We start from the raw sequence: 22,787 nt of genomic DNA, 5'->3' as shown, positions 1-22,787 counted from the left end.
CTTTCGTCAAACTTCGTGGACTTGCGTGGCCGGCGAGTGGATGCCTCGCCCGTTAGGAAAGCGGGATCGTGGAAGTCCTCGACTCCGGAGCAGGCGTACGTGAGACCGAGACGCCTCCGATCTGCTTGCGCCGCCCGCCGGAACGCTTGGACATAGCGTCATAGATCACAGCAGTCAAGAGGATCAGGCCCTTGATGACGAGCTGCACGTACTCACTGACGTTGAGGAGCACGAGGCCGTTGTCGAGCACCCCGACGATGAGTACGCCAATAAACGCACCGAACAGGCTGCCTCGTCCGCCCATCACGCTCACGCCCCCAAGGACGCAGGCGGTCAGCACGCTGAACTCAAAGCCTGCGCCGGTGGCCGACTGTGCTGAGTTCAACCGCGACAGCAGTAGTACGGCGCCGACGGCCGCGAACAGGCCGCACATTGCGTACACAAGCAGCAGCGTGCGCCGCGTATTCACCCCCGAGAGGCGCGCGGCCTCAGCGTTGTTCCCAATCGCGTAGAAGTAGCGACCGACATAGGTCTTGTTTGCGATGAAGTACCCGATGGCCCAGACGATGACGAGCACGATCACAGAGATCGGCACCCCTATGAACGCGCCCTGGCCTAGCACAGAGAATTCGCTGGGGAAGCCCGAAATCGGGAGCCCCTTTGACAGGAGGTAGCTCACGCCATTCAGGATCGTCATCATCGACAGCGTCACGATGAGCGGCGCGACTCCGGTGAGGGTAATGATCAGCCCGTTGATCAGTCCAATGAACACCCCAAGCACCAGCACAAGTGCAATCGCGAGAGGCCACGGCACATCAAACTGCGACATCATAATCCCGCACACCACCACATACAGCGAGATCTGGTACCCCACCGAGAGGTCGATCCCGCCCGTGAGCAGCACGAACGCGAAGCCGACAGCCACGATCCCGAGCGTGGTCACCTGGCGCAGGATGTTGAACAGGTTCGTGGCGTCCAGGAAGTTGGGGGAGAGCGCGCTAAACCCAATGATCAGGAGCACCAGGACCAGTACGATCCCGAGTTCATGCAGGCGTGGACGAAGCTTTGAGATCATGCGAGGTCTCCTTCTGAAGCCAGCGTGAGGATGGCCTCCTGAGTAATGTCGTCTTTCTCGAGAAGTCCGCGCTGCAGGCCCTCCTGCAGCACAACGATCCGGTCAGACATTCCAATGAGTTCTTCCATATCGGAGGAGATCATGAGGATCGTCTTCCCTTCTTCCGCAAGGCGGTTCATGATCAGGTAGATCTCATGTCGCGCTCCAATGTCGATGCCACGCGTTGGCTCGTCGAAGATCAGCACCTCTGGGCTGGTCGCGAGCCACTTTGCGAGCACCACTTTCTGCTGGTTGCCCCCGCTGAGGTTGCCAACGATCTCTGCACCGCTTGGCGCTTTGATCCGCAGCTCACGCATGTACTGGTCCGAGAGCTCCCGCTCCGCGGATTTCGAGATCACGCCTCCCGGTGACAGCGACTTCAACCGTGGCAGCGATATGTTCTGCTCGATTGAGAATTCGAGGATAAGGCCGTGTCGCTTGCGGTCCTCAGGCACCAGTGCAATACCGTTTCGGATCGCTTCGATGGGGTTCAGCGAGAGCACCGAGTTCCCGTGCAACTCGACAGTTCCGGATTCTGGGCGTTTGGCACCGAAGATGAGCTCCATGAGTTCGGTTCGGCCTGCCCCGATCAGGCCTGCGAAGCCAAGGATCTCGCCCTGTCGCGCTTCGAAGCTGACGCCTCTGACCCCGTTTCCAGAGAGCCCGGAGACGGTCAGCGAGGGCGCCTGCGGTGTATGATCCCGCTGCGGATATCCCTCTCCGAGCTCACGACCCACCATCAATGAGATCAGTTCCCGCTTCGAGGTCTGTGCGGTAACCAGGGTGTCGACGTACCGGCCATCACGGAGCACGGTTACGCGATCGGACAGCCTGAAAATCTCTTCCATCCGGTGCGAGATATAGACGATCGTCATTCCCTCGCGCCGCAGGGTCTCAACGATCGCGAACATCGCGTCGACTTCAGACGCGGTCAGCGGAGCCGAAGGCTCATCCATGATCAGGAGCTTGGCCTCTTTCGACAGCGCCTTCGCAATCTCGACGATCTGTTGATATCCGGTCGTCAGAGTCTCGACCAGCGCGCTGGGCTGGATCGTGACACCGAGCCTTGCGAACAACGCTGCAGACTTCGCAGCCATCGTCTTCCGATCGAGCACTGGCCCTTTGCGAATGAACTCGCCGAGGAACACATTCTCAGAGGCGCTGAGGTTCGGAAACAGGGTGAACTCTTGGTAGATCACCGCGATGCCTAGCTCGCGCGCAGACTGTGGTGTCAGTCGATCGTGGGCCTCACCGTTGACCGTGATGGTACCGCTCGTCGGGGCGATCGCGCCCGCGAGCGTCTTAATTAGCGTGGACTTGCCCGCGCCGTTCTCGCCGATGATGGCGTGCACTTCACCGGGCCGGAGGTCGAGACTGACCCCGTCGAGTGCCCTCACACCCGGATACTCCTTGACGAGTCCGATCGCCTGCAGCGACAGACCAGCCGCGCGATCTGTGACCGCGGATACGTCGTGTGCTGACATGCTGCACGCACCTCACTTCATCGTGGCTTTCCCTACGTGACATGTAGTTTGTTCTAAGTTGTTAAGTTTTGTCAAATTTTGTGAATAGCTGTTTGCGCACTGATTTCACGTGGTGGCGATTCAGCTGTGATTTAGCGGCGCACTGAAGCGCGGCTTGCCGGAAGGCCCGTCCAAAATTGGCACGGACTCCAGCTAGCCCGAGATCAGCACAGGACCCAGCAGGCCGAGATCAGCGCAAGTCGGAGACGAGCGCCCGGTATGCAGCAACATCGCGGGAATCGGGCGCAAGCTCCGTTGCCAGCGTGTCGATCTCTGAAATGTCGACCGCGCGTGCCACCGAAACATTGTCCAGCTTCTCGCGATGCACGCCGATCAGTACCCGAGCAGACGCCGCAGCGATCGCCCGCTTCACCTCCGCCTCCTCGAGTGTGCCTTCGTGGCACCCGCGCTCATCCAGCGCTGCGGCAGAAGCGAAGAACGCCGAGAACCGCACTCGCGACACGAATCCGGTCGCAACCGGACCAATCAGCGAGTCGCTCCGCCGATCAGCAGCCCCTCCCGTCAGCACCGCGGTGAGCCCCGGCCGCTCCTGCAGCGCTTGAAACGTGAGCATCCCGTTCGTCACCACCGTGAGGTCCCCAGAGCCCGAAATCCGTTGCGCGAGCTGGTGCATCGTCGTTGAGGAATCGAGCGCGATGATGCCACGATCCGGCACGAGCGGAAGCAGCTTTTCGGCGATGACCGCCTTTTCGGCCGCGTACGATTGCTCACGGCCATGAAAGCTCACCGGGCCCGTGTACATCGCACCGCCGCGCACGCGCCGGATCGTGCCGCCGAGTTCTAGCCCGTCCAGATCACGCCGCACGGTCATCTCACTCACGCCGAGTTCGTCGGCCGCCTCTGCCAGGGAGACGCGCTGCATCGCGCTCAGCCGCTGCAGCAGCCATGCGCGACGTTCTTCAGCGGCAAGGGAAACCATCGTGGTCCTAGCGTAGCGGCGAGTCACTACACTCGGAATCATGGCCGTAAACAGCAGTGTCGACGGCGAGCGTCGACGACGGGAACTGGTCGAGCATATCCAGCGCGCTGGCGAGATTTCGCTCGAGCAGGCTGCGAGCGAGTTCGAGGTCTCGTCGATGACGATCCGGCGCGATCTCGAGATTCTCGAGCTTGAGGGGGCCCTCAAGCGTGTGCGCGGCGGTGCCGTGAGCGCAACGGGCCCGCGCAGCTACGACGAGCGGCTTGCCATGCGCGGCAGCGCAAAGCGCGCGATTGCCAAGAAAGCACTGGAGCTCGTTCCGCTCGGGGGTGCGATCGCGCTTGACGCATCTACGACGGTGAACGCGCTCGCGGAGATGCTTGGCGATCGAGGTGAGCTCACCGCGTGCACGAACTCGGTGCAGACATTTGAGCTCCTCACACGACTCGGCAGCGTCACGGCACACCTGACTGGCGGCACTCACGAACCGGTCACCGGCAGCCTGGTCGGACCGATTGCGAACGCGGGCGCCCGCCTCCTGCACACCCGAGTGTTCTTCACCTCGGCCGACGGCGTCAGCCCAGAGGGCGGCAGCTCAGAAGCATCTCTGGCCGAAGCGGAGGTGAAGCGCCACCTCTCAGACTCCGCCGATCGCACCGTGCTGTGCGTCGACTCCTCCAAGCTCGGCAAGCGCTCGACGGGCATGGCATTGCGACTCGCCCAGGTCGCCACGCTCATTACGGAGCTTGACCCAAATGACCCCCGACTCGACCCGTACCGTGACGAAGTGGAGATCCGCTAACCCCATCAGCCCCACACACTTGTCGGTCATGTTATTTCGTGTTACATTCACACGAAACAACACACTCGGATCAGGAGCACCCATGACTCTCCCCCTCGCCGCTGAGGAACTTCTCGCCCGCTCCAACCGGCTGGGCGCCGACAAGAAGAACACGAACTTTGCCGGAGGCAACACCTCCGCGAAGGGGCCTGCCATCGATCCGGTGACCGGTGAGACGATCGAGCTCATGTGGGTGAAGGGCTCCGGCGGGGATCTCGGCACGCTGACCGCCGCCGGCCTCTCGGCGCTGCGCATTGATCGACTCCGCGCGCTCACGTCGGTGTACCCCGGTGTTGATCGCGAAGACGAGATGGTCGCTGCTCTCGACTACTGCCTGCACGGCACGGGCGGCGCGACTCCGTCAATCGACACGGCCATGCACGGCCTCGTCGATGCCGCGCACGTTGACCACCTGCACCCCGACTCCGGGATCGCGATCGCGACCGCCGCGGACGGCGAAGCCCTCACCGCCAAGATCTTCGGCACCCGCGTCGTGTGGGTGCCGTGGCGCCGCCCAGGTTTCCAGCTCGGCCTCGACATCGCCGCGATCAAAGAAGCGCACCCAGAAGCCATATCGGCATCCTCGGCGGGCACGGCATCACCGCGTGGGGCGATTCGAGCGCAGAAACCGAGCAGAACTCGCTCTGGATCATCGACACCGCCGCCGCCTACATCGCCGAGCACGGAGCCGCTGAGCCGTTCGGCCCCGTGATCGCCGGCTTCGAAGCCCTGCCGGAGGCCGAGCGCCGCACCCGCGCCGCACAGCTCGCCCCCGTGATCCGTGGCATCGCGAGCCGCGATAAGCCCATGGTCGGCCACTTCACCGACAGTGACGCCGTACTCGATTTCATGGCGCGCGAAGAACTCGCCCGCCTCGCCGCCCTCGGCACCAGCTGCCCGGATCATTTCCTCCGCACCAAGGTCAAGCCAATGGTGCTTGACCTCCCCGCAACTGCGTCGGCCGAAGAGCAGATCGCCCGCCTGGGCGAGCTCCACGAGGCCTACCGCGCCGACTACCGGGCGTACTACGACGCGCACGCCGACGAGGCCAGCCCGGCGATGCGCGGCGCCGATCCGCTCATCGTGCTGGTCCCCGGCGTCGGCATGTTCAGTTTCGGCGCGAACAAGCAGACCGCGCGCGTCGCTGGCGAGTTCTACCTCAACGCCATCAATGTGATGCGCGGTGCTGAAGCACTCTCCACCTACGCTCCGATTAGCGACGCCGAGAAGTTCCGCATCGAGTACTGGGCGCTCGAAGAAGCGAAGCTGCAGCGCTTGCCCCGGCCGAAGTCGCACCAGGGCCGGATCGCGTTTGTCACCGGAGCAGCCTCCGGCATCGGCAAGGCCATCGCCACCCGCCTCGCGTCCGAGGGAGCCTGTGTCGTCGTCGCCGATCTGGATCTCGAAAAGGCGCAAGCGGCAGCCGCCGAACTCGGGAACTCTGACGTCGCCATCGGCGTCGCAGCGAACGTTGCTGATGCCGCGGCGGTGCAGGAAGCCATCGACACGGCAGTGCTCGCCTTCGGAGGCGTTGATCTCATCGTCAATAACGCTGGGCTCTCACTTTCGAAGTCACTGCTCGACACCACCGAGGCGGATTGGAACCTCCAGCACGACGTCATGGCTAAGGGCTCCTTCCTGGTCTCTCAGGCTGCGGCTCGCGCCATGATCGCGCAGGGCATGGGCGGCGATGTCATCTACATCTCTTCGAAGAACAGCGTCTTCGCCGGCCCCAACAACATCGCGTACTCCGCCACAAAGGCCGACCAGGCCCACCAGGTGCGGCTGCTCGCCGTGGAGCTGGGCGAGCACGGGATCCGCGTCAACGGGATCAACCCCGATGGCGTGGTCCGCGGATCTGGCATCTTCGCCTCGGGCTGGGGGGCGAACCGCGCCGCAACCTACGGTGTTGACGAGCAGGATCTCGGCCAGTTCTACGCAAACCGCACGATCCTCAAGCGCGAAGTCGTGCCTGAGAACGTCGCCGACGCGGTCTACGTACTCACCGGCCCCGAGCTCACCCGCACGACCGGCCTGCACATTCCCGTCGATTCCGGCGTCGCCGCCGCATTCCTGCGATGACCGAGCAGCGCGCGCGGGGCGCCGTCGCCGCAGTTGATCTTGGCGCAACCAGCGGCAGGGTGATCGTCGGCCGCGTCGAGGCCGACCGCGACGGCGGAGTGCTGCGGACCGAGCACGTCGCGCGCTTTGCGAACGATCCAGTGCGCACCCGCGACGGGCTGCACTGGAATTTGCTCGAGCTCTATCGGCAGACGCTCGCCGGCCTCACCGCCGCTGAGCGCAGCGCGCCTGGCGAGATCGCCTCGGTCGGGATCGACTCATGGGCCGTCGACTATGGCCTGTTCCGCGACAGCCGGCTCCTCGGAATTCCGTACCACTATCGTGATGCCCGCTGCGATGCCGGGGTCGCTGCGGTGCACGCGCGCGTCTCCGCCGAGGAACTGTACGCCAGGAACGGGCTGCAGCACCTCACCTTCAATACGATCTTCCAGTTGGCGACCGAGGGGGAACTGCTCACCGAGGCAGATCGGATGCTGCTGGTGCCGGATCTGCTGAACTTCTGGCTCACCGGCGCGGAAGCCACCGAGCGCTCGAACGCCTCGACGACCGGGCTGCTCGATCCGCGCTCCCGCGAGTGGGATCTTGCGCTTGCGGACCGGGCTGGAATCCCCCGCCGGATCCTGGCTCCGTTGGTTGACGCAGGGACCAGGCTCGGCCCGCTCACGCCAGACGTGGCCGCGATCGTGGGGCGGCCACTCGACGTTGTCGCAGTCGCCTCGCACGACACGGCCTCAGCGGTAGCCGCGATCCCCAGCACCCGCTCAGACTTTGCCTATATTTCCTGTGGCACGTGGGGTCTCGTCGGCCTCGAACTCGATGCGCCGGTGCTCACGGAGGCGGCGCGCGCAGCGAACTTCACGAATGAGGGCGGCGTGGCGGGGACCACTCGGTTCCTCCACAACGTCATGGGCATGTGGTTGCTGTCCGAGTCACTGCGGCACTGGGAGCGCAGCGAGTCCGGCGCAGCGAGTCTGAGTGCCGGCGGGGCGAGCACGCTGAGTGCACTGCTCGACGCGGCGGCACGCGTGTCCGGCCCGGTCCCGGTGTTCGATGTCAACGATCCGGTGTTCATGCCGCCTGGCGATATCCCCGGCCGGATCCTGAGCTGGTTCACCGAGCGTGGCGAGCGAGCCCCAGAGGGGCCGGCCGAGATCGTGCGCTCGATCGTCGAGAGCCTCGCGATTGCGTTTGCCGACGCGGTGACCACCGGGGCGGCGCTTGCCGATCGCGACGTCTCGGTGATCCACATCATCGGAGGCGGCTCGCAAAACACGCTGCTGTGCCAGCGGCTCGCGGACCGCTCCGGCTTGCCCGTGCTCGCCGGACCGGTTGAGGCCACCGCGATGGGCAACATGCTGCTGCAAGCACAGGCCCTCGGTCAGCTCGGTCCCGAGCTCGCCGATCTGCGTGCGATCGTCGCACGATCCACCCAGATCACCACCTATCAGCCTCGCGCCGCGGCGCGACCCTAGTCCGTCACTCTGCCCGAGCATTCCGACTGGAAGCGAGAATCATGGTCAAGCGCCAGGTCCCCAAGCCCACTGAGCTGTTCGAACTCATGCAGTTCAAGCGTCCTGATTTCAACGGGAAGCGTCGTCGCCTTGAGGGCGCACTCACGATCAACGATCTGCGGACGATTGCGAAGCGCCGCACCCCGAAGGCCGCCTTCGATTACACGGACGGTGCAGCCGAGGGCGAGCTGTCGCTTGCGCGCGCACGCCAGGCGTTCCAAGACGTCGAGTTCCATCCTGGGATCTTGCGCCCGGCCCCCACAGTGGACACGAGCGTTGAGATCCTCGGCGGTCCGAGCGCTTTGCCGTTTGGCATTGCGCCGACGGGTTTCACGCGCCTGATGCAGACCGAGGGCGAGGTCGCCGGAGCCGGGGCCGCTGCCGCTGCCGGGATCCCGTTTACGCTGTCAACGCTGGGCACCACGTCGATCGAAGATGTGCGCGCCACGAATCCGGCCGGCCGCAATTGGTTCCAGCTGTATGTGATGCGGGATCGCGAGATCTCCTATGAGCTCACGCGCCGCGCCGCCGCCGCTGGCTTCGACACGCTCCACTTCACTGTCGATACCCCAGTCGCGGGCGCCCGGCTGCGCGATAAGCGCAACGGCTTCTCGATCCCGCCACAGCTCAGCATTGGCACCGTGATCAATGCGCTGCCGCGGCCCTGGTGGTGGGTCGATTTCCTCACGACGCCGAAGCTTGAGTTTGCCTCGCTGTCAGCGACCGGCGGCACCGTTGGCGAGATGCTCGACGCCGCGATGGATCCGACGATCAGCTATGACGATCTGGCGATCATTCGCGAGTTGTGGCCGGGCAAGATCGTGATCAAGGGCGTGCAGAACATCGAGGACTCACTGCGGTTGCGTGACGCAGGGGTGGACGGCATCGTGCTGTCGAATCACGGTGGGCGCCAGCTCGATCGTGCGCCGATCCCGTTCCACCTGCTCCCGAAGGTGCGCAAGGCCGTCGGCGACGACTTCACCGTGATGATCGACACCGGCATCATGAACGGTGCGGACATCGTGGCCTCGATCGCGCTCGGAGCCGATTTCACGCTGATCGGTCGCGCGTATCTGTACGGGCTCATGGCCGGTGGCCGCGCGGGAGTAGATCGCACGATCGCGATCCTGCGTAGCGAGATCGAGCGCACGATGCGCTTGCTCGGGGTGACCTCGCTTGCAGAGCTCGAGCCGCACCACGTCACTCAGCTGCAGCGACTCGCGCCGGTTGAGGTCACCGAGTAGCGCTCGGGGCGCTGGGGGCACACCTCAGTGCCCCGCGCTACCCCAGCTGAGCCGCGCCTGGCACCGCGAGATGGCGCGCAATGCGATGCTCAAGCCCGCGCCGCACGCCGGGCCACTCGGCCTGTGTGACTGAGAACACCACCGTGTCGCGCAGGTACCCCGCTGCGCGACGGTGCGCGCGGAGCACGCCATCCTGCTTCGCCCCGAGGCGGGCGATGGCCGCCCGCGACTGGTGATTATGGAAATCAGTGCGAAACTCAACGGCAGTGCAGTCCCACACCTCAAAGGCGTGCTGCAACAGCAGCAGTTTCGACTCCGGGTTCGTCCCGCTGCCCTGCGCACTCGCAGCGTTCCACGTGGAACCAATCTCCACCCGCGGCGTTTCGGCTTCAATGTTCATGTACGTCGTCATGCCAATAATGCGCCCCGTATCCGCCATGCGTGCGGTGAACGGGATCATCGTGCCGAGTTCCTGCTGTTCAAGACGGCGCCGGATCTCGGCGGACATCTGTTCCGGGCGCGGCACAATCGTGTACCACAGCGACCACAGCTCGCCGTCGCGCACGGCGTCGACCAGTCCGTCATGGTGTTCGGGAGCCAGCGGTTCGAGCACGACAAGGCGGCCGCTCAGCGTGCCTGGGTGAGACAGGGTCATACGCCTATTCTGCCGCCTGCGACGGCAGCTGGCCGCAGAATTTTCACGGTGCACCCGTGAAACCTCGGGTCACACTTCTTTCAGTGCGCAGCAGAGCTGTGTTTGTGTTGAGCTCCGACTGATCTGAGGGAGCCGATATGTCCAGCCCAGACCCCACCACGTTCGCTGATGAGCACGCCGCTTGGCACACAGGCATCGAGCGTGCGCGGACCGCGCCGTATGGCCCACTGAGCCCCACCGCCCTGCACTGGCTCACCACACAGCCACAGTCTCTTCCTGGGGTACCGGGCACGTGGTCGGCCACAGCGGAGGGCCTCGTCACACTCACGGTCCCGGCTTCCGACGGCGTGACCCGCGACGGTGAACAGGTCGCAGGAACCGTCACCCTCGGCCCCCTCACTGGCACGGCAGGCACGGCCCTCGCGTGGGGTGATATCCAGCTTGAGATCGCCGCGCGAAGCGGTGGCATCATCGTGCGTCCGCGCGATCCGGCAGCCTCCGCACGAGCAAGCTACTCGGGGACGGCGACTTTCCCGCCGAGCACCGACTGGGTGATCACCGGCCGCTTCGTTCCGCACATCCGCGGCTCAGTCGAGGTGCCCTCAGCTGCGGGAGCAGACCGGCTTCAGCACTACGACTCTCCGGGGCGCGCGGAGTTCACCGTCGCAGGGCAGGACGTCGCGCTCACCCTCTTCGGCTCCGCGGAGCACGGCGACCTCCGAGCGCTCTTCTCCGATGCGTCTGGCACCGACCTCACCTTCCCTGCTGCTCGATTCGTTGAGGTCACGGCGAAGGATGCAGGCACCGTTGTCATCGACTTCACCCGCACGACGAACCCGCCCTGCGCGTACTCGGACAGCGCCACATGCCCGTTCCCGCCTCCCGAGAACCGGCTCTCTGTCCGCATCGAGGCAGGCGAGCTCCGACCAGGCGTTGCACTCTCGGAGACTCGCCCTGCCGATCCTGTGCAGCGGTGAGCTTCGATGAGTGCTGCCGTCGGCCCGTCACTCCACGGGCATGGCACAGCACGCACTCAGCGCACCGAGTGTCACACGAATTGCTCAGTCGCAGATCGGAAGTGCTCCCTGCCGGTACCGCGGATGCGCGGCGGAACCGCAGCGTCTATCCCGCCGCGATCTGGCGCAACGCGATCACGAAGCGATCAATCGTTTCTTCCGCGTCCACCAGCGAGGTCGCCGTCTCTTCTGGACGATTGAGGTAGCCGTGCACCGTGCCCGGCTGGATCGACGCTGTCACGGGAACGCCGGCAGCGCGCAACTGCTCGGCAAATTGCTCGCCAGAGGCTCGCAGGTCGTCGGCATCGGCGTTGACGATGGTGGTGGGTGGCAGCGCGGCGAGACGCTCAGCCGGCAGCTCACCCGCGACAGGGGCGTCGCCAGCCTGGAGACCGGCACCGCCTTCAGGGCCGGCTCCGAGGTAGAACGCATACATCTCGGCGATACGATCATCGCTGAATCGCCGCTGCTCGGGGAGCCCTGCGGTGGCAGCGGCGATTGCAGGATCGGGCAGCTGCACGCGGTGCATCGTGGGGTACTCGAGGATCAGCGCATCGGCGACTCTGCCATCCTCCGCTGCCGCGCGATCAGCACGGTCGAGCGCGGCCAACGTCGCAAGGTGTGCACCCGCGCTGGCACCGCCAATCACCAAAAGGGCCTCCGGCTCGGCACGTTCAGCGGCCCAGCTGAGCACTGCGGCCACGTCATTGCTCGGTGCGGGAGCCTGCACCGTATCACTCGCGAGGATGTAGTCGACGGAATAAACCTGGATCCCCGCGTCAGCGAATTGTCGCGACACCCAATCGGCTTCCGGCCAATCGAGCGTGCCCCGCAGGAACGAGCCGCCGTGCGCCCACACGAGCGTCGCCCATGGTTTCCCGCCCGGTTCGAGCACCGGCTCGTACGCGCGCACGCGGATCCGATCTGAGCCAATTCGGTTCGGGGTGCCTGGGTGCTGCGCTGCCGCCGGCCCCGTGACCTCAATGTCCGTGATGCGCATGTGTGCTCCCTGCTCCTGCTCCGCTGGTGTCAGGCCCGCCGTCACCAGTTCGGCGCTGGCCAGCTCCTTGGTCCCGCTGTCGCACCCCACGAGCGCTGCGGCGAGCGCGAGGGCCACGACTGCGGCCGTCCACGTGGGGCGCGGTGCGCGCAGGGGCCGCAACCCGCTGGCTCCGGCACGACCAATTCCTGGCACAGCCCCAGTGTAGGTCAGGGCGCGCAGCCGCGGGATCAGCCCGCGGTCTCCACGCGTGCGCGAATCCCCGTCATGATGAAGTCGAGGCCGCGATCGAACACGCGCCGGTTGCGCTCCTGTCCCACTGGGTGGCGCCGGATGAGCTCCGCCAGCTCTGGCCCAGCGCTCTCCGGGTCGAGAATCGTCTCGGGTGAAAGCGCATCGAGCGCGGCACCAAAGGTGAAGGCGTCAATCACTTCGATCGTCGTGAGAATCTCGTCTTCCGGGAGTCCTGCCTCGGCCAGCGCATCTGCGAGGGCGCTGTAAAACCGGAGGACATCCGGCTCGTCGATGACGACGGTGAGCATGAGCTGCAACACACCGGGGTGATCAGCGTACATCCGCCAGGTGTGCTCGACCTCGCGGCGGATCCGCGCTTCCCAGCCCTCGGCTTCCGGCTCGCTTGCGATGTACTGCGGCACGAGCACCTGCCGCATCGCTCGGATTACGCCCTCGCGGCCATCGACGTGGTGGTAGAGCGAAGAAACGGTGACGCCCAGCTGTTTCGCGAGTGGAACCAATTGGAGCTCGTGTCCCGCCGCGACATAGTCGATGGCGGCACGGCCGATGATCTCTCGGCTGAGCCGAGCAGTGCGGGGTCTCGCCACGGGGTTCCTTCCTCGTTCCTGCTTGACAGATCTTCTCACACGAGGCACGATAAACCTGGGTTTACCGAAATCGTTTCGGTTAATCACAATCGCGCGGCTCGCCGCGTCCCACACCGCCAGAGCCGCCGGAGAGAGCCCTCGTGAACACCACCACACCACGCGCGATCGACCCGCGCCATCCGCTGTCTCTGCGCAACGGGAGCGCCACGTTCGTCATTGCCCTGGCGAGCCTGATGATGGCAAACCTTGCGCCGTTCATCATGACGGCGCTCGCGCATCTCGGCTTCGACGTCATTACGAGCGGCAATATCCTCACCTGGGGGCTGCTGGCCTCCGCTGTGGTGGGCCTCGGAACATCGCGCCTCGCGGCAGGAGCCGCACGCCGCACACTCGCCTGCGCCGGGCTTGCGGTTGCGGTCGTGGCGTTCGGCGCCGCGGCACTGATCCCGAACCCCACCCTCGCCGTAACCGGACTGATCGTCGGCGGCGCAGGCGTCGGTGCCGCAATCTCCACCTCAGGGGCCGCGATCGCCGCACTTCGGAACCCGAATCGAGTCTCCGCCACGAGCGGGCTCGTCAACCGTGTGCTCATCACTCTTGTGCTCGCCGTGATTCCGCTGATCGGAATCACGCAGGGCACCGTGTTCGGTGCGCTTGCGCTGATCTCGCTCGCCGGTCTCACGCTCGCGAGATGGCTCCCGGACTCCCCCGAGCACGCCGAGCCCGTCGATGTGACCACCAGCCTTGCCATTGCAGAGCCGCGACGGATCACGGTCGCCGGCTTCGCTATTCTCCTGGTGTTCCCGCTCTGGGGCACCAGCGAGGACGCGATCTGGACAATGGCACCGGTGCTCGGTGACGCCGTCGGTCTCGATGAGCAGGGTCTCGGCTTCGCTCTCAGTCTCGCCGCGGCAGGCGGCATCCTCGGCATGCTGCTCGTCTCGATCTGTGGCGCGCGCATCGGCCGCGCGGCCCCGCTCGCGATCGCGCTCACCACCGGGGTGCGCTCAAGATCTGGATCGGCTTTGCCGAAGATCCGACGCTGCTCGCCGCGCTCATCATCGGCGTCAACACGATCTATGCTTTCGCGTTCTCTCTGTTCATCGCGACGGCGGCGGGGCTTGATGCCCGCGGCAGGTGGTCTGGCCCCCTGCTCGGCGCGTACCTCGTGGGCTCCAGCTTCGCGCCGCTCATCGGCGGCGCACTCATTGAGCAGTTCGGAGTCCCCACGTTCTCGCTGATCATGGGCGTCATCAGCTTCGTGGTGATCGTGCCGACCGTCATCATCGCCCGCGTATCCGTTGGCGCGGAGCGAGCACTCGCGCGCTCCACGGCGGGCGCATCATCCGCACAGCCCGTGACCCCATAACATCTGAGGGGGAGGAACAATCCGCGGCATGGGTCACCATCACCGCGGATCACTGCGACTCCCACACTGCAGCACCCGATCACCGCAGCACAGCATCACGCAGAGGAAAGCGAGCACCATGACCAGCGAGACCACGATCTACCGGAACGCCACCGTCTTCACCGGTGAGGCTACGGTGGCCCCGCGCGAGTGCTTCGCTGTGCGCGACGGACTCGTGCTCGCAGCCGGAGACCTCACCTCCGTGCGCTTGGCCGTCGGGGGCGACGCCGCGACGCCGCCACCCGGCGTCACGGAGATCGACCTCGGCGGGGCAGTGGTGACCCCCGGCATCATCGAGGGCCACTCCCACATGATGATGCTGGGCGAATCGCTCTCAAAAGTGCAGCTGCGGGATGCCGGATCGATCGCCGTGGTCCAGGAGCGGCTCGCTGCCGCACGCGCGGCGAACCCTGAGGCCCCGATGCTGCTCGGGACGAGCTGGCTGTTCGACATTTTCCCGGAAGGCGAGCGCCCCACCGCGGCGCTGCTCGACGCCGTCGTATCCGACGTGCCCGTGATCCTGGACGCCAATGATCTGCACTCGGTGTGGGTCAACACTGCAGCGCTCGCGGCGATGGGAATCACCCGCGAAACCCCTGATCCCGTCGGCGGCGAAATCGTGCGCGATGCAAACGGAGACGCAACAGGCTTCCTGCTCGAGACCGCGGCCATGAGCCACGCGTGGGGCTACCTCGATTCGGTGCGCAGTGAGGTAGACGAGGATCGTTACCTGCAGGCCGCGTTCGACGCCTACCTGGAGACCGGCGTCACCGGCGCAACCGAGATGTCCTTCGGAGCCGCAGACCTGGCGGCCTACCGGCGGATCCTCGACCGCGACGGGCGGCTCCCCTTCCCGGTCAACGCGCACTGGCTCCTCACCGCCACAGGCGACATCGCCAGCGATGCAGCCCAGATCGAGCAGATCACCCGCGTGCGCGACGAGATCGCAGCGCAGTATGGCGATCAGTGGTTGCGGATCACCGGAGTCAAGTTCATCCTCGACGGCGTGATCGACGCGTGCACCGCGACGATGCGCGAGCCCTACGCGAACGGAGAGCTGCCCGGCGCGATCTGGGAGCGCGAGTTTGCCCTCCCAATGGCGGTTGCGGCAGATGCTGCCGGGCTGCAGCTCGCGCTGCACGCCATCGGAGACGAGGCGAGCACGATCGCGCTCGACATGGTGCAGGAGTGCATCCGGGTGAACGGCGCGCGCGCCGACCGCCGCCCCCGCGTTGAGCACCTCGAATCGGTCGCGGATGACACGATCGCCCGCATGGCTGCGCTCGGCGTCACCGCCTCGATGCAGCCGGTGCACTGCGACCCGGCCGTGCTCGACAACTGGCAGGCCGTGCTCGGCGACGAGCGCGCGCGCACCGGCTTCCCCTGGCACAAGTTCCGCGCGGCCGGCGTCACGCTCGCGCTCGGCACAGACGCCCCGACGGCACCGCACGTCGCGCCGGACAATCTGTTCATTGCGCTCACCGCGGAGTCTGCGCTCGATCGCAGCCGCGAGGCGTACCAACCGGAGCGCGTATTCACCCCGGCGCAGGCGCTCGAGGCGCTCACGCTCGGTGCGGCGTTCGCCACGAAGCGCGAGACGGAACTCGGCCGAATCGCGACAGGCTTCCGCGCCAACGTGGCGGTCTGGGCTGCGAACCCGCTCCAGGGCGCACCCGCCGAGCTGCTCGGCACTGGTGCGGCTCTCACGCTGGTCGACGGCCAGGTCGCCTACCGCCGCGAGGCATAGGGGCGAAGCTCACAGGCCACCCGCCGAGCTCTCACCCCGCTCGGCCTCTGCGCCGCCGTCAGTATCCACGCTGCGGTCGTTCCCGCCGGGCGACCGCAGCGTGGGTGCGCTTGACGGGCGCGGGCGCGGATGCGGGCGCGGCTGCGGGCGCGGCTCGCCCGGGGCGGGCTGGTGCTTCCCAGGCCCGACCGAGAGAATGGCCACATGAGCATGGCACCCGGATCCCCCACCGAATTCAGCTATGTCGATGCCACAGGCGTTGAGATCTTCGCGACCGAGTGGACGGCCGAACACCCCATCGGGGTCGTGCAGATCTCACACGGGATCGGAGAGCACTCGAAGCGTTACGCCGCCTTCGCACAGCACCTCGTGCGCGCCGGCTTCGCCGTGTTCGCAGACGATCACCGCGGACACGGCGAGACCGGCCGCCGACAGCACGACGGCGATCTGAGCAAGCTCGGCAAGCTCGGGCCGGGAGGCCTGCACGCAACCGAGAACGCGATCCTCCAGCTGACCGCGATCGCTCGCGAGCGGTACCCGGATCTGCCCGTCATCATGTTCGCGCACTCCTGGGGCTCCCTCATGGCGCAGCGCACGCTGAACCTCCATCCGCACGCGTGGGACGCCCTCGTCCTCTCCGGCTCAGCGTTCCGCACGCCGCGCTTCATGGAGAGCGGCGATTTGAACGCCACCTGGACGGGGCCTGACGCGAACGGCTTTGAGTGGCTGAGCCGCGACACGGACTCCGTCGCCGCATTCATCGCAGACCCGCTGTGCTTCGAAGCCGACATCTTGAAGCTATTCGGCGTGCGCGATGGTCTTCGCCTGTTCGGCAAGCCCGCCGCTGGCCTCGACCCGGACGTCCCGATTCTCATCGTGTCGGGCAGCGCAGATCCCCTTGCCCGCGGCGACGGCTTGCAACGCCTGGGGGCCGCGTACCGTCACCGCGGCGTGCGCGATGTCACCGTGAAGCTCTACCCTGACGCGCGACACGAGCTCTTGAATGAGACGAACCGCGACGAGGTCATCGCGGACGTGGTGACCTGGATGCTGGAGCGGGTCGGCGCTGAGTAGCTCTGTCCACGGCGAACGCCCGCACTTCGAACGCGCGCGGCACAAACTCGGCTCCCCACTTTGAGCGCCGGAGGCGTACGCTGATGGCATGAGCATGCACGGAGAATACAAGGTTCCCGGCGGCAAACTCGTCGTCGTAGATTTTGACGTGCTCGATGGCCGGATCAGTGATTTCCGGCTCTCGGGTGATTTCTTCCTTGAACCCGACGATGCACTCGAGTGCATCAACGGCGCCGTCGAAGGCCTGAGCCCCAACGGCACCATTGAGCAGTTTGCGAACGCAATTCACGAGGCGCTTCCGAGCGAAGTGCATCTGCTCGGATTCACGCCAGACTCCGTAGGCATTGCCATCCGACGCGCCATTACGGGCGCCGCGCACTGGCGCGACTACGATTGGCAGATCCTGCACGAGCCCCCCATCACGCCAGTGCTGAATGCCGCGCTCGATGAGGTGCTCACCACTGCCGTCGGCGAGGGCTTGCGCGGCCCGACACTGCGAATCTGGGAGTGGAACGAGCCTGCCGTGATTATCGGCAGCTTCCAATCGGTGCAGAACGAAGTCGACGAGGAGCAGGCCGCGGCCCACGGCGCCCAGATCGTGCGCCGAATCTCGGGCGGCGGGGCCATGTACATGGAACCGGCATCGAGCATCACTTACGCGCTCTACGTTCCCGGCGAGCTCGTGCGCGGCATGAGCTTCGCGGACTCCTACGCGTACCTCGATGAGTGGGTGCTCGAAGCGTTGCAGGCGCTCGGGATCGACGCGCACTACAAGCCGCTGAACGACATCACGAGTCCACAGGGCAAGATCGGGGGAGCTGCGCAGAAGCGGCTTGGATCCGGTGCCGTGCTGCACCACGTCACGATGGCGTACGACATGGATGCGGCCGCTATGACGGAGGTGCTTCGGATCGGGCGTGAGAAACTGTCCGATAAGGGCACGACGAGTGCGCAAAAGCGCGTCGACCCGCTGCGCAGCCAAACCGGCCTGACTCGCGAAGCCATCATCGAGAAGATGATCGAGGTCTTCAAACGCCGCCACGGTGGCACCGACGGCGAGGTCACCGAGGGCGAGTGGGACGCGGCCGAGCTGCTCGTCGAGCAGAAATTCACCACGGAGGCCTGGATCCGGCGCGTGCCGTAGGCGGCGCAGCGCTGACACCTGATCCGGCTCGCTGGGGCCTCGCGGTGCTACGGCGCTACGGCGCTACGGCGCTACGGCGCTACGGCGCTACGGCGCTACGGCAGCAGGATCACCTTGCCCGTCGTCTGGCGGCTCTCGAGCGCGGCGTGTGCGGCCGCAGCTTCTGCGAGCGGAAAGCTTGCACCGATCCTGAGGTCGAGCGCACCTGCGGCGATCAGGTCGAAGAGTTCTCCGTAGCGCCAGCCACGTTCTTCCGGGCCGCGCACGAAGTGGCCGAGCGAGGGTCGGGTCACGGAGAGTGAGCCACCCGAGTTCAATCGCTGAAGGTCGAACGGCGGCACCGGCCCGCTCGCAGCGCCAAAGAGCACGAGTTCTCCGCGCACTCTGAGGCTGCGCAGCGAGTCATCAAACGTGTCTTTCCCCACGCCGTCATACACCACGGCCGCGCCAACGCCCGCCGTGTGATCCCAGACCTGCTCAACAAACCCGGAGTAGTCGAACACCGCGACCGCACCAGCAGCGCGGCTCAGCTCCTGCTTCTCCGGCGTCGATGCCGTAGTGAGCACGTGCACTCCGCGGGCCGTGAGAATCTGCGTCAACAGCAGCCCCACTCCGCCAGCTCCGGCATGCACCAGGACAGTGTCGCCAGGTTCAGGGGTTGCGGCCGAGGTGGCAAGGTAGTGCGCGGTTAGCCCTTGGAGCGGCAACGCCGCCGCGGTCTCTGCCGAGATCCCCGTGGGCACGGCCACCGCGCGCGCGGCCTCGACCACGAAGCGATCGGCATAGGTCGCCTGCGCCTCAGCGGTTGTCACGAGATCGCCAACAGCGAATCCGGTGACCCCCGCGCCGAGCGCACGCACGTGACCGGCGCCTTCACCGCCCGGCGTGAAGGGGAGGGGCACCGAGTATGCGCCGGAACGTTGATAGGTCTCGATGAAATTCACACCGATCGCAGCGGTCTCGATGAGCAGTTCACCGGGCCCTGGCACCAACTCGGGTGCCTCGGCAATTCGCAGGACCTCAGGACCGCCGATCTCAGTGGCGATAATTGCGCGCGTCATGCCCTGAGCCTACGCCGCTCGCTCCCGATCCTGCCAGCACCGCATGCTGGTGTGCGTCATGTGAGGTCACGTCCCACCCGCCGCAGTGGCCGCAGCGACACCGCCCCGCCGAACACGCACTCCATGCGCGCTCGGCACCTCAGCAAAGCGCACCGCCGGGAGCGCGCGAACTCCCTAGCGCTGCACCGGTTCGCTCGCGTGAAGCAGGGCGAAATCCTCGCGCCGCGGCAGGCCCTCCCAGTCCCCGGCAGTGAGGCAGGCACAGGCGCCCGCCATCACTGCAGTCTCCAAGCGCTGCGCGAGCGAAGCGCCCTGCACCCACTCGGCGAGGTAGCCGGCAACAAACGCGTCGCCAGCGCCGACGGTGTCAACCGCAGTCACGGGAACAGCGGCGAGTTCCCGTGATCCGCTCACCGTGTCCGCGTAGCAACCGCGCTCCCCGAGCTTGATGATCGCGTCGCTCGGCCCCAGCTCACGCAGTCCGGCAGCGAGCTCCGTGACGCTTCGCTGGCCCAGCAGTATGGCCGCTTCGTCGTCCCCTGCGAACACCAGATCGGCATGAGCGACCAGCTCGATGAGACGCGCAGCCGCTGCGGCGCGCTCCCACAGCGCGGACCGGTAGTTGAGATCGATGGAGACCGGGACCTGTGCTGCGCGAGCACGAACCATCACGGATTCCACGGTCGCGTCGGCACTCGGTGAGAGCGCCGGAGTGATGCCGGTCACGTGCACGAGTGCCGCATTCGCAATCAGCTCATCTGGCACATCCGCCGGTGTCAGCCGCGATCCAGCACTGTGCGTGCGGTAGTAGACGACCTTTGAGGTGCCGGCAGTCGGACGTTCCTTGAGCATGAGCCCGGTAGCGGCTTGCGCATCCCACGTAATCTGCGGGTGAACGCGTTCGGCGCGCAGTTCTCGCTCGATGAGTTCGCCGACGCCGTCCGTCCCTAACCGCCCACACCACACTGAGTCGATACCGAGCCGGCTCAGTGCTATCGCAACGTTGGACTCCGCGCCGCCAAACCCGAAGTCGAGCGACCGTTGCGTCACGAGGCGTCCCGGGGTGTGCTGTCTGAGCAATCCCATCGACTCACCGAAGGTCAGCACGTACGGCGCGCGCGTGCCGCTCATGCGCTTCCCCGCTCCGAAAGCCCCGCGTCAGCGATCCTGGTGACCAGTTCTCGCGCACGAGCGGTGAGGGCGTCAAGGCTGCCGCCCCGGAACACATCCTGCAGCAACGGTCCCCCGAGGCTCACCGCGCAAGCACCGGCGCGGAGCCAGTCGAGCGCCCCATCAATCGTCACACCGCCTGACGGCACCACTTGGATATCCGGGAACGGACCGCGCAGATCCGCCACGTAACCCGGCCCGAGGTGTGACGCTGGGAACACTTTGACCGCGGTCGCCCCTGCGGCCCATCCCGCATGCAGCTCCGTGGGAGTGAAGCCGCCGGGGAACACCGGAAGACCCGCTTCGAGCCCAGCGGCGATCACCTCCGGTTGCGTCGTCGGCGTCACGAGAAAGGCGCTCCCTTGCGCCGCAGCGCGAGCCTCAGCGACCGTCGTGATCGTGCCGACTCCCACAGCGGCATCGGCCCCGAAGCGACGCGTCAGTGCGGGAACCGCTGCGAGCGTTCCCGGAGTACTGAGCGTCACCTCGACGTGCCGGACCCCACCAGAGAGCAGTGCCTCAACGACCGGAGCATAGGCATCAGCGTGGCTGGCGCGCAGGACCGCGATGACGGGGGAAGCCTGCAGCGCGGCTGGCACACGAGAGCGCACGAGGTGAGCGGTCGATGCGGTCATCGGCCCAGCCACCCGCCGTCAACCGGCAGCACGGTGCCGTGGATGTACGAGGCGTACGGCGTGCACAGATAGACGACCGCGTTGGCGATGTCCTCTGGGGCAGCCCAGCGTCCCGCTGGGATCCGTTCGCTCAGCTGTCTGAAGCGCTCAGGATCGGCGAGCAGTGCCTCGTTCATATCGGTCTCGACGTAGCCGGGCGCCACAGCGTTCACATTGACCCCGTGCGAGGCCCACTCGTTGCTCAGCGCCTTCACGAGCTGGGCGACCGCTCCCTTTGACGCGGCGTAGGCTGGCACCCGCAGTCCACCCTGAAATGAGAGCAGCGAAGCGAGCGCGACGATCTTGCCGTGCCCGCGCTCCACCATCTGGGCCCCAAAGCCCTGGCTCAACTGGAATACGGCACTCGTGTTGATGGCCAGCACTCGCTCAAAATCAGCCAGCGGGAAGTCAACCGCATCGTGTCGGATCTGTGTTCCGGCATTGTTCACAAGGATGTCAACGGGGCCCACGGCGCTCATCGCTTCCGAAATTGAGGCGGAATCGGCAAAGTCAACCGGAACGTGCGTCAATGCGCGGCCCAGTTCCGCTGCGGTGCGTTCCAACCGCTCGGAGCCCGGCCCCCGCTGCAGTGTCGTAACGTCGGCGCCGCTGCGCAGCAACCCGATGGCCACCGCCTCACCGATGCCACGGGATGCTCCGGTGACCACTGCAGTCTGCCCGGCGAGTACGTGGTCAAACATGGCTGCCCATCCCTGCCGGCCGAGCCGCAAGCGCCGCCGCATTCACGGTGTTCGGCACAGCCGCTCCCGCGCACACATTGAGGATGTTCTCCATAGCGCGACGCTTGAGTTCCGTGAACGATTCTTCGCTGTACCACGCAGCGTGTGGCGTCACCATGACCTGCTCGAACTGCAGCAGCGCACTCGAGAGCGGCAACGGCTCTTCTTCAAACACGTCGAGCCCCGCGCCCGCGACGATTCCGCTGGACAGCGCACGCACGAGCGCTGCGGTATCCATGACTCCGCCACGGCACGTGTTGACGATTTTGACGCCGGGCTTCATCCCGGCGAAGGCCGCATCGTTGATCAGGTGCTTCGTCTGCGGCAGCAGGGGCAAATGCAGCGAGAGCAGGTCTGCCTCCGCAAGCAGGTCAGCTTCGCTCACCACTTCAGTCCCGTCGGGGGTGCTGGATCCTGCTGCGTAGCGCGGATCCGTTCCGATCACGCGCATGCCGAGGCCTCGCGCTTTGCGGGCCGTCGCCTCACCGATGAGGCCCAAGCCGTACACTCCGAACGTGGTCGCGCTGAAGCGGTGCAGCGGCCGCGCAACGCCCAGGTCAGCGCTTCCCCGCCGCAGTGCCGTGTCGAGAGCAGGCAGCCCGCGCAGCAGCGCCACAGCGTGCGCGATCGCGTGGTCACTCACATCTTCGGTTCCGTAGTCTGGCACGTTGCACACGGCCACTCCGTGTGCCGTAGCGGCGTCGACGTCCACGGTGTCGACGCCTACGCCGTAGCGTCCGACGGCGACGAGCGCGGGCAGCGCGCTGAGCACCTGCTCGGTGACAGGCGCGTACTGCGTCAGAATCGCAGCGGCTCCCTGCGCAGCAGCAACCACTTCGGCTTCGGTCGTGCAGTTGGCGACGACAAGCTCGTAGCCGGCCCGCTCAGCGACGCCACGTTCAATGTCCACACTGCCGTGATCACAGTCAGTGATCACCACTTTCGGCATTTGCTGCTGCACAGATTCCTCCATCGGAACTAGAAATTTGAAACATCATTTC

20 protein-coding genes and 1 pseudogene are annotated in these 22,787 nt (G+C 66.0%); 10 read left to right on the top strand and 11 right to left on the bottom strand.

The genetic code is table 11. The annotated features are described in order from the left end of the window. Nucleotides 1–52: 52 nt before the first annotated feature. The 3 genes from K1X41_RS09785 to K1X41_RS09775 all read right to left on the bottom strand — a co-directional run bounded on the left by K1X41_RS09785 (nucleotide 53) and on the right by K1X41_RS09775 (nucleotide 3,577). On the bottom strand, nucleotides 53–1,075 hold the full coding sequence (locus tag K1X41_RS09785) for an ABC transporter permease (protein ID WP_220174474.1): 1,023 nt from the start codon (nucleotides 1,073–1,075) through the stop codon (nucleotides 53–55). Then, nucleotides 1,072–2,598 carry a sugar ABC transporter ATP-binding protein gene (locus tag K1X41_RS09780; RefSeq protein WP_220174473.1) on the bottom strand — a complete coding sequence of 509 codons (1,527 nt, stop codon included), beginning with the start codon at nucleotides 2,596–2,598 and terminating at the stop codon, nucleotides 1,072–1,074. The genes K1X41_RS09785 and K1X41_RS09780 overlap by 4 nt, the downstream gene beginning before the upstream one ends. A 229-nt stretch (nucleotides 2,599–2,827) precedes the next feature. Then, a complete protein-coding gene (locus K1X41_RS09775) occupies nucleotides 2,828–3,577 on the bottom strand; it encodes a DeoR/GlpR family DNA-binding transcription regulator (RefSeq protein WP_220174472.1) in 750 nt (249 codons plus the stop codon). 40 nt (nucleotides 3,578–3,617) lie between these two features. On the opposite strand from K1X41_RS09775, the gene K1X41_RS09770 reads away from it, so the two are divergent. From K1X41_RS09770 to K1X41_RS09755, 4 genes and pseudogenes are all read left to right on the top strand, one after another. Further along, nucleotides 3,618–4,379: a DeoR/GlpR family DNA-binding transcription regulator gene (locus K1X41_RS09770; protein ID WP_132205369.1), complete on the top strand. Its 762-nt coding sequence runs from the start codon at nucleotides 3,618–3,620 to the stop codon at nucleotides 4,377–4,379. Nucleotides 4,380–4,461: 82 nt separating this feature from the next. Next, nucleotides 4,462–6,500, top strand: a pseudogene (locus K1X41_RS09765) (bifunctional aldolase/short-chain dehydrogenase). Continuing rightward, on the top strand, nucleotides 6,497–7,972 hold the full coding sequence (locus K1X41_RS09760; RefSeq protein ID WP_220174471.1) for a rhamnulokinase: 1,476 nt from the start codon (nucleotides 6,497–6,499) through the stop codon (nucleotides 7,970–7,972). Before K1X41_RS09765 ends, K1X41_RS09760 begins: the two are co-directional and overlap by 4 nt. 41 nt (nucleotides 7,973–8,013) lie before the next feature. Beyond that, nucleotides 8,014–9,255 carry an alpha-hydroxy acid oxidase gene (locus K1X41_RS09755; protein WP_220174470.1) on the top strand — a complete coding sequence of 414 codons (1,242 nt, stop codon included), beginning with the start codon at nucleotides 8,014–8,016 and terminating at the stop codon, nucleotides 9,253–9,255. 37 nt (nucleotides 9,256–9,292) lie between these two features. On the opposite strand, the gene K1X41_RS09750 is transcribed toward K1X41_RS09755, so the two are convergent. Beyond that, nucleotides 9,293–9,910, bottom strand: a complete 618-nt coding sequence (locus tag K1X41_RS09750) for a GNAT family N-acetyltransferase (protein ID WP_220174469.1) — start codon at nucleotides 9,908–9,910, stop codon at nucleotides 9,293–9,295. Nucleotides 9,911–10,047: 137 nt separating this feature from the next. Between K1X41_RS09750 and K1X41_RS09745 the strand changes: the two genes are divergently transcribed. Next, nucleotides 10,048–10,887 (top strand): DUF1684 domain-containing protein, encoded by an 840-nt coding sequence (locus K1X41_RS09745; protein WP_220174468.1) that lies wholly within the window; start codon nucleotides 10,048–10,050, stop codon nucleotides 10,885–10,887. A 145-nt stretch (nucleotides 10,888–11,032) separates the two neighbouring features. Here K1X41_RS09745 and K1X41_RS09740 read toward each other — a convergent pair whose 3' ends face one another. Both K1X41_RS09740 and K1X41_RS09735 read right to left on the bottom strand, forming a co-directional pair. Further along, nucleotides 11,033–12,121: an alpha/beta hydrolase gene (locus K1X41_RS09740; protein WP_258566428.1), complete on the bottom strand. Its 1,089-nt coding sequence runs from the start codon at nucleotides 12,119–12,121 to the stop codon at nucleotides 11,033–11,035. 35 nt (nucleotides 12,122–12,156) lie between these two features. Beyond that, nucleotides 12,157–12,768, bottom strand: coding sequence for a TetR/AcrR family transcriptional regulator (locus K1X41_RS09735; RefSeq protein ID WP_133616408.1), 612 nt, complete (start codon nucleotides 12,766–12,768; stop codon nucleotides 12,157–12,159). A 140-nt stretch (nucleotides 12,769–12,908) separates the two neighbouring features. On the opposite strand from K1X41_RS09735, the gene K1X41_RS09730 reads away from it, so the two are divergent. From K1X41_RS09730 to K1X41_RS09715, 5 genes are all read left to right on the top strand, one after another. After that, nucleotides 12,909–14,009, top strand: coding sequence for an MFS transporter (locus K1X41_RS09730; protein WP_258566427.1), 1,101 nt, complete (start codon nucleotides 12,909–12,911; stop codon nucleotides 14,007–14,009). Between the two features lie 2 nt (nucleotides 14,010–14,011). Further along, the gene (locus K1X41_RS15705) at nucleotides 14,012–14,137 is read left to right on the top strand and encodes a hypothetical protein (protein WP_258566426.1); all 126 of its coding nucleotides are present in this window, start codon (nucleotides 14,012–14,014) and stop codon (nucleotides 14,135–14,137) included. A gap of 118 nt (nucleotides 14,138–14,255) precedes the next feature. Then, on the top strand, nucleotides 14,256–15,923 hold the full coding sequence (locus K1X41_RS09725) for an amidohydrolase (RefSeq protein WP_132205385.1): 1,668 nt from the start codon (nucleotides 14,256–14,258) through the stop codon (nucleotides 15,921–15,923). Nucleotides 15,924–16,127: 204 nt separating this feature from the next. Further along, nucleotides 16,128–16,997 carry an alpha/beta fold hydrolase gene (locus K1X41_RS09720; RefSeq protein ID WP_243736034.1) on the top strand — a complete coding sequence of 290 codons (870 nt, stop codon included), beginning with the start codon at nucleotides 16,128–16,130 and terminating at the stop codon, nucleotides 16,995–16,997. Nucleotides 16,998–17,091: 94 nt separating this feature from the next. Next, nucleotides 17,092–18,141, top strand: a complete 1,050-nt coding sequence (locus K1X41_RS09715) for a lipoate--protein ligase family protein (RefSeq protein ID WP_132205825.1) — start codon at nucleotides 17,092–17,094, stop codon at nucleotides 18,139–18,141. Between the two features lie 95 nt (nucleotides 18,142–18,236). Here K1X41_RS09715 and K1X41_RS09710 read toward each other — a convergent pair whose 3' ends face one another. From K1X41_RS09710 to K1X41_RS09690, 5 genes are all read right to left on the bottom strand, one after another. After that, the gene (locus K1X41_RS09710) at nucleotides 18,237–19,202 is read right to left on the bottom strand and encodes a quinone oxidoreductase family protein (protein WP_220174467.1); all 966 of its coding nucleotides are present in this window, start codon (nucleotides 19,200–19,202) and stop codon (nucleotides 18,237–18,239) included. Nucleotides 19,203–19,376: 174 nt separating this feature from the next. Then, nucleotides 19,377–20,333, bottom strand: a complete 957-nt coding sequence (locus tag K1X41_RS09705) for a sugar kinase (protein ID WP_133616405.1) — start codon at nucleotides 20,331–20,333, stop codon at nucleotides 19,377–19,379. Then, nucleotides 20,330–21,007 (bottom strand): bifunctional 4-hydroxy-2-oxoglutarate aldolase/2-dehydro-3-deoxy-phosphogluconate aldolase, encoded by a 678-nt coding sequence (locus K1X41_RS09700; protein WP_133616404.1) that lies wholly within the window; start codon nucleotides 21,005–21,007, stop codon nucleotides 20,330–20,332. Before K1X41_RS09700 ends, K1X41_RS09705 begins: the two co-directional genes overlap by 4 nt. Continuing rightward, nucleotides 21,004–21,747 (bottom strand): SDR family oxidoreductase, encoded by a 744-nt coding sequence (locus tag K1X41_RS09695; RefSeq protein ID WP_220174466.1) that lies wholly within the window; start codon nucleotides 21,745–21,747, stop codon nucleotides 21,004–21,006. The genes K1X41_RS09700 and K1X41_RS09695 overlap by 4 nt, the downstream gene beginning before the upstream one ends. Continuing rightward, nucleotides 21,740–22,747, bottom strand: a complete 1,008-nt coding sequence (locus K1X41_RS09690; protein ID WP_258566425.1) for a C-terminal binding protein — start codon at nucleotides 22,745–22,747, stop codon at nucleotides 21,740–21,742. The genes K1X41_RS09695 and K1X41_RS09690 overlap by 8 nt, the downstream gene beginning before the upstream one ends. Nucleotides 22,748–22,787: the final 40 nt, after the last annotated feature.

Origin of the sequence: Leucobacter luti (assembly GCF_019464495.1) — a bacterium.
In the GTDB taxonomy this organism is placed as follows: domain Bacteria; phylum Actinomycetota; class Actinomycetes; order Actinomycetales; family Microbacteriaceae; genus Leucobacter; species Leucobacter luti_A.
The sequence above is the reverse complement of the archived record's forward strand: the minus strand, read 5'-3'. Positions and strand labels throughout refer to the sequence as shown.

What these genes read in the sequence shown, in the direction of transcription:
- K1X41_RS09760 (WP_220174471.1), top strand. Translation starts at nt 6,497, where the DNA reads ATGACCGAGCAGCGCGCGCGGGGCGCCGTCGCCGCAGTTGATCTTGGC.
- K1X41_RS09750 (WP_220174469.1), bottom strand. Translation starts at nt 9,910, where the DNA reads ATGACCCTGTCTCACCCAGGCACGCTGAGCGGCCGCCTTGTCGTGCTC.
- K1X41_RS09775 (WP_220174472.1), bottom strand. Translation starts at nt 3,577, where the DNA reads ATGGTTTCCCTTGCCGCTGAAGAACGTCGCGCATGGCTGCTGCAGCGG.
- K1X41_RS15705 (WP_258566426.1), top strand. Translation starts at nt 14,012, where the DNA reads ATGGGCGTCATCAGCTTCGTGGTGATCGTGCCGACCGTCATCATCGCC.
- K1X41_RS09720 (WP_243736034.1), top strand. Translation starts at nt 16,128, where the DNA reads ATGAGCATGGCACCCGGATCCCCCACCGAATTCAGCTATGTCGATGCC.
- K1X41_RS09695 (WP_220174466.1), bottom strand. Translation starts at nt 21,747, where the DNA reads ATGTTTGACCACGTACTCGCCGGGCAGACTGCAGTGGTCACCGGAGCA.
- K1X41_RS09755 (WP_220174470.1), top strand. Translation starts at nt 8,014, where the DNA reads ATGGTCAAGCGCCAGGTCCCCAAGCCCACTGAGCTGTTCGAACTCATG.
- K1X41_RS09700 (WP_133616404.1), bottom strand. Translation starts at nt 21,007, where the DNA reads ATGACCGCATCGACCGCTCACCTCGTGCGCTCTCGTGTGCCAGCCGCG.
- K1X41_RS09785 (WP_220174474.1), bottom strand. Translation starts at nt 1,075, where the DNA reads ATGATCTCAAAGCTTCGTCCACGCCTGCATGAACTCGGGATCGTACTG.
- K1X41_RS09705 (WP_133616405.1), bottom strand. Translation starts at nt 20,333, where the DNA reads ATGAGCGGCACGCGCGCGCCGTACGTGCTGACCTTCGGTGAGTCGATG.
- K1X41_RS09745 (WP_220174468.1), top strand. Translation starts at nt 10,048, where the DNA reads ATGTCCAGCCCAGACCCCACCACGTTCGCTGATGAGCACGCCGCTTGG.
- K1X41_RS09715 (WP_132205825.1), top strand. Translation starts at nt 17,092, where the DNA reads ATGCACGGAGAATACAAGGTTCCCGGCGGCAAACTCGTCGTCGTAGAT.
- K1X41_RS09710 (WP_220174467.1), bottom strand. Translation starts at nt 19,202, where the DNA reads ATGACGCGCGCAATTATCGCCACTGAGATCGGCGGTCCTGAGGTCCTG.
- K1X41_RS09725 (WP_132205385.1), top strand. Translation starts at nt 14,256, where the DNA reads ATGACCAGCGAGACCACGATCTACCGGAACGCCACCGTCTTCACCGGT.
- K1X41_RS09770 (WP_132205369.1), top strand. Translation starts at nt 3,618, where the DNA reads ATGGCCGTAAACAGCAGTGTCGACGGCGAGCGTCGACGACGGGAACTG.
- K1X41_RS09780 (WP_220174473.1), bottom strand. Translation starts at nt 2,598, where the DNA reads ATGTCAGCACACGACGTATCCGCGGTCACAGATCGCGCGGCTGGTCTG.